Genomic DNA, 12,003 nt, shown 5'->3' with positions numbered 1-12,003 from the left:
ACACCAGAAGATTTAATGGATAATTACTTGGCGGCACAAGCCGCATAAATGGTATGCGCTTCAAGGTTGAATCCGCGAAATAATAACGCTTGGTGTTTTGCTCAATAACTGATCGCCACAGTGTTGAAGCAATATTTGGCTTACTTGGATTGCTCATTCCCAAAGGCACACTAATGGCACGTATCTGGGAGAATACTGAAGCAATAGCATCGCGGCGTTGTTTAAATTTTGGTGAAGACTCGAGGGCGTAGCTGGCACGCGCAAAACGATCTGCTGCACTAATGGTTCCTGGTAAGAAATTATTACCCCCTATAAGACTCCAGTAAGTATTGAGGGCTAATTGCTGCCCGTAAACAGGTGAGTTTGTCATCACCGTATATTCTTTACCATGATGAATTCTGAGATCACCATCGATATACTCAAAGATGGCAGAATCGCCTGTGGGATCGGAAAGTGCAATATGCGCATCAGCCGGCTTTCCATTTGGCAGGTTGGTAGAAATGATGGTGATAGGATCAGTCTTCATCACCTGAACAGCCTCAGCAACAGTCGCATAATTATCAAGAAAATACTGTAGCCAGGCACCAACTGAAATCGTTGGCTTCCCTCGAGTAGCAGCATCCCCGTAGTCGGTTTCTGCAAGATAAAGAAGGTTTCCTACCAAGCCGACTTCATTTACCCCATCAGAGGTCGCTGCGTCATAAATACTGATAATGACGGACCCATATCTGGAGTTCCAAGTGATCGAACCTTTACCAACGCCACCGTTACGCTCCATTCCCTGTGGAAATATCCAGAAATCCATCGCAGCTGTAGTATCGCTCCAATCCATGGATCGCCCAGTGATATAAGTTCCCGTTCCAGTTTCATAAAGAATCCGGGTACATGCTTCAGTAGGGGGTACAGCGATGTTTACAACGACAGCAATGCCTGATAACACCAAAGAGCAGATACGCTCCTTTATGCCATTTAACATATTAACCTTCCTCATTTCACCTTTTTTCACTCTCAATTCAGCATTTCAAAGCCTAAGTAAACAAGTATTGACTCCAATATCAATGAATGGCAGACGTGATAAGAGGATAGTCCGAAGGTATTCGCCCGAAAGGTAATCTACGTCAAAAGTAGAATTTTCTCATAAAATGTGCCGAGGAGATTCTGCATGGAAAATTGAAGTTCCTGGACTGTCAAGTTCTCGCGATTCTCAATCAGGCAGAAATCGGTATCCCGGTGCCCAAGCTGTGGTGGAAGTACGATATGAGTCCTGTCGCCTTTTGCAAGTGGCAGCCTAAATATGGCGGTATACATGCCATCCGCGATGATCCGTCTAGAGGGGCTGGGGGGGCTGGAGGGGGAGATCGCTACTTTAAGGAGATATACGCTGAGGATTGTCTCAAGGTCGAGATCGCAGGTTAGTTGATCAGGCTGGACCATAGCATCAACTGGAAGACGGTGATCGTTATCGCCTCCCCAATGTGATTGACAACTTCAATCGTGAGGACTGGCCATCAAATTTGATTTTCTTTACCTGCTGAGCGGGTATCGGTAGTGTTCAGAATTCTGGGTCATCTCTTTTTTGCTAATGATAAAGAAATGACACAGAATTCTGAACACTACCAATTGGTAGGGGGTGGGCAATGAGGGATCACATCCACATGCTGCTGATGATCCCTCCGAAGTTCAGCGTGGCCAATGCAGTGGGGTTTCTCAAAGGTAAGTCAGCAATCCGTATGTTCCGAGAGTGCTTGCAAGTCAAAACGAATTCACTGGTCGCCACTTTTGAGCCAGAGGTTACTGCGTAAACACGTGGGTTTAGATGAAGAGGTAGTTCGGAAGAACATAAAGAGCCAAGAAAGTGAGGAGCAGATGCGCTTGGAAGGGTTTTAACTAATATAGCCCCCTCCGGGGGCTTCCATATACCACCCGCTCCGCGGGTGGTTGCTGATTTTTTTGGAATGCAGTCGGTCGCGAGACACTGTCTATGCATTTGATTATGCATAATGCCATCGCCAGGCAAGGACGATGTCTGCTGTTTTTTTGTATGCTCTCGTCAGTGTGTGGATTCAGTCTGTACCAGCGCGGCGCCATGCGGCAATGATAATGCTTGTTACTTTTTTTACCCCAAAGCCAGGTTAGCGCACATCGAGTAAATGACGTGCGATAATCAAGCGCTGGATTTCGCTGGTGCCTTCGTAGATTGTCGTGATGCGCACATCGCGGCTCATGCGTTCCAGGGGATATTCGCGAGTGTAACCCACGCCACCGTGAATCTGCAGTGCCAGATAGCAGGCTTCGTTGGCTTTTTCGCTGGCGAACAGCTTGCCCATGGAAGCCGCTGGGCCAAAGGGCATCCCCGCATCTTTCTGCCAGGCAGCCTGCAGTAGCAACAGGCGCGCGCCTTCCAATTCGGTACATTTATCTGCCAGTTGCCATTGCAGCCCCTGGAATTGTGCCAGTTTCCTGCCGAACTGCTCCCGCTCATGCATGTAAGCGCGGGCGCAGTCCAGGGCTTCCAGGCCGATACCCAGTGCCAGGGCGCCAATACCAATGCGCCCGCCGGCAAGTTCCCCCGCAGCGATACGGAAACCGCGATTCTTTTCGCCCAGCAGGTTGGCGGCGGGAATACGGCAATGATCGAAAGAGACCTCATTGGTGACAGAGGCCTTCTGCCCCATCTTCTCTTCGGCCTTGCCGATAATCAGACCCGGGGTGCCCGCCTCCACCAAAAAGCATGAAATCCCCTTGCCCTTTGCCGCGGTGGGATCAGTTACCGCCCAGACAACAAAGATACCCGCAAACTCGGCGCTGCTGATAAACAGTTTACTGCCGTTTAATACATATTCATCGCCTTCCTTTACGGCCCGGGTGCGCATGGCTGCGGCGTCTGAGCCGGAACCCGGCTCTGTCAGGCAGAAGGAACCTGCCGAATATTCGCCGCTACAAATTTTCGGGAGGTACTTTTGCCGTTGTGTTTCATTTCCAACTGCCTGGATAACTTCGGCCACCATGTTGGTTACGGAGGTGGTGGTTGCTGTAGAGGCGCAGCCGCGTGCAAGTTCAGTAATGGCCAGACAGAAAGCGATGGTTCCAGCGCCAGTGCCGCCATACTCCGGATCTACATTGATGCCCATAAAGCCCAGTTCGGCCAGCTGTTTGAGTTTTTCCAACAGCAACTGGCGATTACCGGTTCTGTCAAGTTCAGCGGCGATCGGTTTCAGTTCGCTTTCGGCAAACTGTCTCGCTGCCTCCTGAATCATCTGCTGTTCTTCGCTCAGTGAAAAATCCATACAGTACCTGTTGTTTTATGGTTATCGCGGGTTATCGCGGTCAGCTCAGTGATAAGGGGCACACCCAACCTGTGCCGAGCATAATAAAACTCCGGCCAATATTGATTGCCAAATTGTCTTATTCAAGTACGAAATACGCAATCGATGGTAAGAATAGCGCAACCGAGGAGTCAATCGGGACTCAACACCGATCCAGATTGCGCACGGCATAGGGCTTCTGGCGGCGCCCCTCTCACCGGTTAGGCTGTCTTGTTGGCCTGTTTCAGTGGTCAGGTGCTCAGCACAGCCAGGCCTTTGCGCGCCAGCAGTGCCTTCATACGGAACGTCGGCCTGGTTTGGTCTTGGGCTCGGGGTCCGGCACGGCCACGGCCGTATCCGTCTTTACCTCTTCCATCACCACATAGGTGTGGGTTTCGCGTACGCCCGGCAGTGAGGCCAGCTTTTCGCCGAGAAAACGGCGATACCCGAGCATGTCCTTAATACGAATTTTTACGAGATAGTCAAAGCCACCGGCGACCATATGGCACTCCTGTACTTCCTCCAGACTGGCCACATGCTGGTTAAAGGCTTCCAGGGCTTCGGAGGCGGTGTTATTCAATGTGACCTGGATATACACAACCAGGCCGGCGTGGACCTTGAGCGGGTCCAGCAATGCGACATAGTCCCGGATAAACCCTTCCCGTTCCAGGCGCTTGACCCGCTCCAAGCAGGGAGTGGGGCTGAGATTCACCCTGCGCGCCAGCTCTACATTCGGTAGGCGTCCATGGCGTTGCAGGATACGCAGTATTTGGCGATCAATACGATCGAGATCTTCCAACTGTCGAGACATGACAAAATACCCTACTGGTAATCACGCAATTAGGCGTTATATTTAACCACAGTTAGCGCCAAAATGGCGATTAATTCTAAGCACTTTCCCACATAATCCGGTCTTTTATGCTGACCATGGATATAGAGCTTGGGAGACGATATGTCGACAACCTTCGCCGGAGATCTTGACAGTGCCCGGGAACGGGTACACCGGTATTTGCACGCCGACGAAAACCAGTGCGTAAGTGAACTCCTGGCCGGGCCCCGGCCAAATGACGCCCTGCGCAAGAGAATCCTGAGCACCTCCCGCGAGCTGGTGCGCCATTCGCGCAAACAGCGTAGCAAACGCGGAACTCTGGATGCGTTCCTGCAGCAGTTTGGCCTTTCCAACAAGGAGGGCGTGGCCTTGATGTGTCTGGCGGAATCTCTGCTTCGGGTTCCCGATGCGGATACTGCCGACAAACTGATTGCAGAGAAAGTGCATTCCGGCAACTGGTCCAGCCATCGTGGCCAGTCAGACTCCCTGTTTGTGAACGCCTCCACCTGGGGTTTAATGCTCACCGGCAGTGTTGTTGAACTGGACCCGGATATCACCGAGCAACCGTCGCACTGGATCAAACGCCTGATTAGCCGCATCGGTGAGCCGATGGTGCGGACTTCCATGATGCAGGCCATGAGGATCATGGGTGGCCAGTATGTTCTGGGTCGCACCATCGAAGAGGCACTGAAGCGCGGACCCAAGGAAAACCTGCCGGGCACCCGCTTCTCCTTCGACATGCTCGGCGAAGGTGCGCGCACCATGGCCGACGCCCAACGCTATTTTGATGCCTATAGGATGGCGATTGAAGCGATCGGTAAGGCCAACACTAAGTGCGATATTGTAGAGACCAACGGAATTTCCATCAAACTGTCCGCCCTGCATCCCCGCTACACAGTACTTCAACGTGAACGCGTCATGGGCGAACTGCTGCCCCAGGTGAAGCGTCTGTGTCTGGCCGCAGCCCAATACGGAATGGGCCTTAATATCGATGCGGAAGAGACCGAACGGCTTGATATCTCCCTGGATATATTCGAAGCCCTGGCCCGTGACCCGGAATTGAAAGGCTGGCAGGGGCTGGGCTTTGTGCTGCAGGCTTACCAGAAACGCGCTCCATACGTAGCCGAATGGCTGATTGCACTGGGCCGCGATACTGGCCGCAAACTGATGGTGCGCCTGGTAAAAGGTGCCTACTGGGACAGCGAGATCAAGCATGCACAGCAACTGGGTCTCACTGATTACCCGGTGTATACCCGCAAGTGCCATACCGACCTGTCTTACCAGATATGCGCGAAAAAGTTGTTGGACGCCGGCAGCGCCATCTACCCGCAGTTCGCCACCCACAATGCCTACACCGTGGGCCTGGTTCTGGCCCTGGCCGGTGACCGTACCGACTTCGAATTCCAACGCCTGCACGGCATGGGCCATCTGCTGTATGCGCAGATTGAAGCGGTTCACGGCAGGCGTGTGCCGGTGCGGGTTTATGCGCCCGTGGGTGCACATCGCGACCTGTTGCCTTATCTGGTGCGCCGCCTGCTCGAAAATGGGGCCAACAGTTCATTTGTAAACCGTTTTATGGATGAGGAAACCCCGATTGAGACGCTGGTGCAGGATACCCTCGACCTGAGTGAGGCCTGCACTCCCTATCGCCACCCGCAAATTCCCCTTCCCGAGAATATTTATATGGGCGCAGAAGCCCTGCCACGAAAAAACGCACAGGGTATTGAACTGACCGACCCCCTCGCGGTTGCCCCTTTGATGAAAACGCTGGAAAACCAGCGCGACAAACACTTTCTCGGCGGCCCTATTGTCGATGGCGTTATGGGCAAAGCGGAGGAGCCGGTTTATAACCCGGCCACTGGCGAAGTGGTTGGCCACACAGCCAATACCGACAAACACCTGATAGAGCAAGCCTACACCTCGGCTACTGAAGCGCAGATCGGCTGGGATCGGCTGGGGGGCAATGAGCGCGCGGCCATACTGGACAGAGTCGCTGACTTCTATGAAAAGAAAGCCGGTGAGCTTGCCGCTATTATCTGTCTGGAAGCGGGGCGCACCCTCAACGACGGCATCAGTGAAGTACGTGAAGCGGTGGACTTCTGTCGCTACTACGCCAATGCTGCCCGCCAGTATTTCAGTGAACCCACCGAGCTGCCCGGCCCGACCGGTGAGCAGAACCAACTGTACCTGGGTGGCCGCGGTGTATTCGTGGCGATCAGTCCCTGGAATTTCCCCCTGGCCATCTTTACCGGTCAGGTGGTTGCAGCACTGGCTGCGGGCAATGCGGTACTGGCAAAGCCCGCTGAGCAGACACCGATTATCGCCGCTCACGCTGTGCGTATGATGCTCGATGCCGGTGTGCCAGCAAAGGTGCTGCACCTTATTACCGGCAGCGGCGCTGCCGTGGGTAAGCTGCTGATCGAAGATCCGCGTTTGAGCGGCGTGGCCTTTACCGGCTCCACCGAAACCGCACGACTGATTAACCAGCAGCTGGCCGCCAAGGAGGGCCCGATTGTGCCGCTGATCGCCGAGACCGGCGGTCAGAATGTCATGATTGTGGACTCCACCGCTCTGCCGGAGCAGGTAGTGGACGACGTTATCCAGTCCGCTTTTCTCAGCGCCGGCCAGCGCTGCTCCGCCCTGCGTATCCTCTGTGTACAGGATGTGATCGCCGACAATTTGCTCACTATGCTAAAAGGCGCCTGTGAAGAGCTGACCCTGGGCGACCCCGGTAAACTGGAAACCGACATCGGCCCGGTTATTGACACAAAAGCACAGGGCATGCTGGAGGCGCACCGTGAACGTATGAGCCGGGAAGCCAAGCCACTGTTTACTGTTAAAGAAGATAAAAAACCCGATAAAGGTACTTTCTTTGGCCCGCAGGTTGTGGAAATCGAGGATTTCTCTGTACTCAAGCGTGAGGTATTCGGCCCTTTCCTGCATGTTATGCGTTTTAAGGCGGAGGAACTGGATGAGGTCATCCGCCGCATCAACGCCACCGGCTACGGCCTTACCTTTGGTCTGCATTCGCGCATAGAAGGGCGTGCCCAAGCGGTATTCAAACGTGTGAATGTGGGCAACTGCTATGTGAACCGGGATATGGTGGGTGCAGTCGTGGGTGTAAACCCCTTCGGCGGCCAGGGTCTTTCCGGCACAGGCCCCAAGGCCGGTGGGCCGCATTATCTGTTTCGTTTCGGCAGTGAAAAAACCAAGACCATCAATACGGTTGCCACTGGAGGTAATACCCAGTTGTTTACGCTGGGGCAGTGAGGGCACGGAGGTGGAAAAATATGCCCTTGTATGCAGCCACTGGCGGCAAATTCCCATTCACGCTGTGAACCCGACAATACGGTCGGGTTCACGGTAGTATTCCCCATCAGTTTGTAGAGAGCTTTGCGGAACACTACCGGGCCGATGCCGGAATCGGCACGTTCCGGAGGTGACTTTCGCCGCTACACAGAAGACCAAGTGCAGCAGCTGCACGTTATACGGCGTTGTCGCACTCCTGATATACCAGTCGAAGATATCCGTAATCTACTCAGGTTCAGCGCGCGGTTGGCTGAGAACTGCGCCGAGATCAATGCGTTGGTGGATAGCATATCCACCAGGTAAAAGCGTAACTGGCGTCCATAAAGCAGCTGAGGTAAAGCTTGCAGGCGTTACGCAACCAGTGTGTGGGACCGGATTCTGCCAGCTTCTGCAAAATACTGCGAAAGCCCGCCAATTGCGCAGGTTATTGGAGCGGATGACCTTTCGTCTCTGCGCAGCTGTGGGGCGGCTGGTCTCCCCAAGATCCAGTGATGCCATTTTGGGAACAGTGGTCAAGCGGCTTGTGGAGATCTATTTGATGGCCTGGATAACGCTATGAGCTGGCGCATCCTTGGAAATTGGTTTGGCCTCAAAAGTGAGAATGCCGTCTTCAATAGCGGCATTGAGTAGGATCTTTGAGTCCTTTTCATAATCATTGAGCAGGCGCCAGGGGGGCTTGCTGCCCTGGCGGGGTAAAATCCCCTCTGCTCTCTTTACATAACCGGAGTTCAGGCCAGCCATTATCGAGCTATTCTCTGCACAACCTTCCTTATCGTGTGCCACGCATACCCGGTAGCCTTTAGCGGTCATATGATTGAGAAGTCTGCAGATATAACGGGCTGCGATATCTGCTTTTAAGGTCCAGGACGCATTGGTGTAACCAAATATCCAGGACATGTTAGGTACCCCTTCCATTAGTACGGCTTTATAAGTTAATTTCTGACTGATGGGAACTGGTTCATCGTCAATGCACAGTGCTATGCCGCCGAGTACCTGTAGCTTGAGGCCGGTAGCGGTGATGATGATATCGGCATTCAGTTGTTTTCCCGATTTCAGCAGAATACCGCCCTCATTGACGGTCTCGATTTGTCCGGTTTCCACCGAGACTCTTGCGGAAGTCATTGCCTTAAACAGATCCTTATCGGGTATCGCGCAGACCCGCTGGGTCCAGGGATTGTAGGTCGGAGTGAAATCCCGCATATCAAAACCCGATGGCAGGCTCTTTCTGACCGTGCGCAGGAACAGGTTTCGCATTATACCGGCCAACGCCTGGATGCCTTGAAGAGCCAGCGCTGTATTTTTATGTTGCGCCAACGGGCCATAAAGAATACCCAGGGTTTGGGTAAAAATTTTAAGAGTACAGATGAAAGCCTGTCTGATGAGGGAATCGACAGGATATAACCGGGCGAGCGTTGCAGCATGGTTACATGTTTAGCCGCTTTTGCCAGGGCGGGTACCAGGGTGATGGCAGTGGCACCACTGCCAACAACGATAATTGTCTGTTTATGATAGTCTAGCTTTGCAGGCCACTGTTGAGGGTGTATATAATCTCCGCGAAACCTCTCGGCCCCGGGGAGTTGCGGTTGGAGCCCCTGCTGGTGGTCATAATAACCGGTGCAGGAGATAAGAAAATGACAGGTGTAGTGGCAAGGCTGCCCAGTTGTGGTGCTTACTCCCTCGAGTTGCCAGCATTTCTGAGTGCTGCACCAGTTGGCTCTGTGCAGGTCTATGCCAAAATGGATATGTTCCAAGATACCATATTCTTCTGCAGTATCATTGATATAGCGCTGAATTGAGGCTCCGCCGGCCAAAAATTCAAGGTCTTTCCAGGGGCGAAAACTGAAACTGAAGCTGAACATGTCGGAATCGGAGCGGATACCGGGATAGCGAAACAGATCCCAGGTTCCCCCGATTCTTGAGCGTCTCTCTAAAGTGGCAAAACGCCCATTGGGACACTCCCGGCTGAGATGGCAGGCGGCGCCAATGCCGGAGAGGCCAGCACCTATGATTAAAATATCAAAATGACGCGGTTTCAAAATCGCGTTCCTGCCCAATGAATGCCTTGTAATTGATCTTACCAACCCGGCACAGCCGTACTTTATATGAACCCATGAAAGTCAAATGGGGCGCTGGGTAATGCTGTCCTGCTGATAAGAGCGGAGGTCTGTCACAGTTTATATATTTTTATCAGGTTATGAAGAATCATCAAGACCAAGAATAGGTTTGAATCCGATTTTAATTTCAGTGGGCGGCCCATGGGATCAATATTTCCAATTTAGCCCGATTTGAATCCCCTTATTCTGGAGTCAATGCGCTGTAATAAGGAAAAATAAAGGTCGGCAACTGGAATATACAATGGGTAAAGTCGTAATTATACGCAATTGGTTGTGATAACCGATTTATCAAATAACTGCACGAGGCAAGCCAATTTGAGCAAAAAAACAGCCTTGCAGTTGTTTCATTTGTAACTAATTAGGGTCTAAGCCCTGGTAAATAAAGCGCAGGCTGGCAGTATTCTTGTAGGTCCAGAAAAATAGACAAGATTTCCAAAATAGTTTTTGCAAAATAAAAGTTATTACATCAATCAATATAAGCAGTATGGTCATGCTCTGTAGGTATATTTTTTATCATACCTATCCAAAAATTCACATTTAGCAGGAGCCCATAGCAAAAAAAATTATGTGAATATAAAATTCTATTTGTATAAAAAGTAGCGTGAATCGAGAATCTAGCAGTTTTCACGTTTGCTAATCAATTTTTCTTTCTTAAAAATTATTACTGAATAGTATATTTGCATAGATTCCTGAGGAATTTATCAAAACAAACCCAAAAATTGTAAACTTGGTAGATGTCATGAGTGCAAATAAAAAAATAGGTCACAAATTTTTAAGGAGATGCTTGTTATTGTCAGAAACCCATCCTATAAGTCACTGAACTCATAGTGGTTGAGCGTGCATTGACTAAAAATAGACATGGATGTCCAAGTTGGAATATTTATACTAATTAAATGGACTAAGAATGTTTTCGCTTGCCGATCTATTCGAAAGAGTTGCTGCTAAGTCCTGGCATGGAAGCGTGGAAAACTTGTCTGGTGAAAAATTAACCGCGAAGCAGTGTGAAAAGGCATATTCAATCTTACAACAGAGAGATATTTGTCTGGGCTTTGGTGATAGGCTGATAGTTAAGGCCCAGAGTGATGTCTTTACAATAGCGGTGATACTGGCTGCCTGGCAGTTGGGTCTCACAGTGGTACCGGTCAAGGAGGATGCTCGCAACACTGCAGTAGGATCTGTAGCGACAGATTGTAATGCGAAGGCCCTGTTTGAAAGGGGTAAACTTCAGTTATTGGGAACTTATCGGTCAGAAAAAAAGCGGTTTAAGTTTTGCTCAGCACCCCGGCTAACCGGTGCAGATCTGGCGTTGATTATTTATACATCGGGTAGTACAGGTAACCCCAAAGGTATCATGCTCACGCACCAGAATGTGCTGACAGCGCTACAGTCCATTACGCATTATCTTCGCCTGACCAAGGAAGACCGAATCCTCTGTCTATCGCCACTCTCTTTTGACTATGGCCTTTATCAGATATTGTTCGCACTTTTCAAAGAGTGTACAACGGTACTTTATAATAAGATATTTCATCCAATTCAAGCCCTGCAAGCAATTGATCAATTCAATATATCAATTCTCCCATTTGTTCCCGCCATGGGGTCGACGCTAGTTAGCCTGGTGTCGGTGGTAAAGCCCGATCTTTCCCAGCTACGCAGCATCACCAATACCGGTGGGCACCTATCTGAATCTATAATTCAAGCTTGGAAATTCCATTGCCCCCACGTGAATATATATTCAATGTACGGTCTTACCGAGTGTAAACGGGCATTGTATCTGGAACCGGAATTGTGGGAGCAAAAAATGGGTTCGGTTGGAAAACCGATTCCAGGCATTGAGGCCAAAATTTTTATATTTGATACGCTGGATGATAGCTATCGGGAGGCGGAGGCTGATGTAATTGGAGAACTGTATGTGCGGGGTTCTGCAGTCATGCAAGCGTATAACGATCCAAATGTTTTGAGAGAAACATATATCCTGGAAGGGAAGTATCGCGATGATAACTGGCTTGCAACAGGAGATTTGTTCAGTCGTGATAAAGATGGATTTTACTTTTTTAGGGGGCGTTCAAAAGACCTGATCAAGCAGGCAGGGTTTTGTCTTTTCCCTAAGGATCTGGAAAACCTTATTGATGCCTGCCCCCTGGTACATCTTAATGTTGTAGTGGGGTCAGTAGACAAACAGGGAAATGAATATGCAATCTGTGTTGTTGAGTTACGTAAAAATTGTCCGGATCATAAAATACAGTTCCATGATTGGTTAAAGCAAAATCTGGACTCTGACTATATACCTCGTGAAATCAGATTTGTTGAAGCGATACAATTGACAGAAAATAATAAAGTAGATAGAAATTATCTTAAAAAAGAAATTCAAGGCTGAGCTGGGTTGTTTTCAGCATTGCCTGAACTGGATTAATAAATAGCTTTTAAAATGCTCTTTTATCCTCATGAT

The 12,003-nt window shown here is 50.4% G+C and carries 9 protein-coding genes; 4 read left to right on the top strand and 5 right to left on the bottom strand.

Going from position 1 to position 12,003, the window contains the following annotated elements; translation table 11 throughout:
• The coding region (locus Q1A48_RS12245) for a linear amide C-N hydrolase (protein WP_299945170.1) at positions 1–1,006 on the bottom strand (1,006 nt) is incomplete at its 3' end.
• 631 nt (positions 1,007–1,637) lie between these two features.
• Here Q1A48_RS12245 and Q1A48_RS12240 point away from each other — a divergent pair.
• Positions 1,638–1,802, top strand: a complete 165-nt coding sequence (locus tag Q1A48_RS12240) for a transposase (RefSeq protein ID WP_299945169.1) — start codon at positions 1,638–1,640, stop codon at positions 1,800–1,802.
• A gap of 330 nt (positions 1,803–2,132) precedes the next feature.
• On the opposite strand, the gene Q1A48_RS12235 is transcribed toward Q1A48_RS12240, so the two are convergent.
• Both Q1A48_RS12235 and Q1A48_RS12230 read right to left on the bottom strand, forming a co-directional pair.
• On the bottom strand, positions 2,133–3,287 hold the full coding sequence (locus Q1A48_RS12235) for an acyl-CoA dehydrogenase family protein (protein WP_299945167.1): 1,155 nt from the start codon (positions 3,285–3,287) through the stop codon (positions 2,133–2,135).
• 313 nt (positions 3,288–3,600) lie between these two features.
• Entirely contained in the window at positions 3,601–4,116 is a 516-nt protein-coding gene (locus Q1A48_RS12230) for an Lrp/AsnC ligand binding domain-containing protein (protein ID WP_299945165.1), read from the bottom strand.
• 141 nt (positions 4,117–4,257) lie between these two features.
• Here Q1A48_RS12230 and putA point away from each other — a divergent pair, with 141 nt between their 5' ends.
• On the top strand, positions 4,258–7,404 hold the full coding sequence (gene putA / locus Q1A48_RS12225) for a bifunctional proline dehydrogenase/L-glutamate gamma-semialdehyde dehydrogenase PutA (RefSeq protein WP_299945162.1): 3,147 nt from the start codon (positions 4,258–4,260) through the stop codon (positions 7,402–7,404).
• 144 nt (positions 7,405–7,548) lie between these two features.
• Positions 7,549–7,746, top strand: a complete 198-nt coding sequence (locus Q1A48_RS21835; RefSeq protein ID WP_366523408.1) for a MerR family transcriptional regulator — start codon at positions 7,549–7,551, stop codon at positions 7,744–7,746.
• Between the two features lie 228 nt (positions 7,747–7,974).
• Here Q1A48_RS21835 and Q1A48_RS12220 read toward each other — a convergent pair whose 3' ends face one another.
• On the bottom strand, positions 7,975–8,697 hold the full coding sequence (locus tag Q1A48_RS12220) for an NAD(P)/FAD-dependent oxidoreductase (protein ID WP_299945159.1): 723 nt from the start codon (positions 8,695–8,697) through the stop codon (positions 7,975–7,977).
• The gene (locus Q1A48_RS12215; RefSeq protein WP_299945157.1) at positions 8,697–9,479 is read right to left on the bottom strand and encodes an NAD(P)/FAD-dependent oxidoreductase; all 783 of its coding nucleotides are present in this window, start codon (positions 9,477–9,479) and stop codon (positions 8,697–8,699) included. Before Q1A48_RS12215 ends, Q1A48_RS12220 begins: the two co-directional genes overlap by 1 nt.
• Positions 9,480–10,461: 982 nt before the next feature.
• Here Q1A48_RS12215 and Q1A48_RS12210 point away from each other — a divergent pair.
• Entirely contained in the window at positions 10,462–11,931 is a 1,470-nt protein-coding gene (locus tag Q1A48_RS12210) for a class I adenylate-forming enzyme family protein (RefSeq protein ID WP_299945155.1), read from the top strand.
• The last annotated feature ends 72 nt before the right edge of the window (positions 11,932–12,003 follow it).

Source organism: uncultured Microbulbifer sp. (assembly GCF_947489355.1).
In the GTDB taxonomy this organism is placed as follows: domain Bacteria; phylum Pseudomonadota; class Gammaproteobacteria; order Pseudomonadales; family Cellvibrionaceae; genus Microbulbifer.
This window is presented reverse-complemented; position numbering and strand designations above follow the sequence as displayed.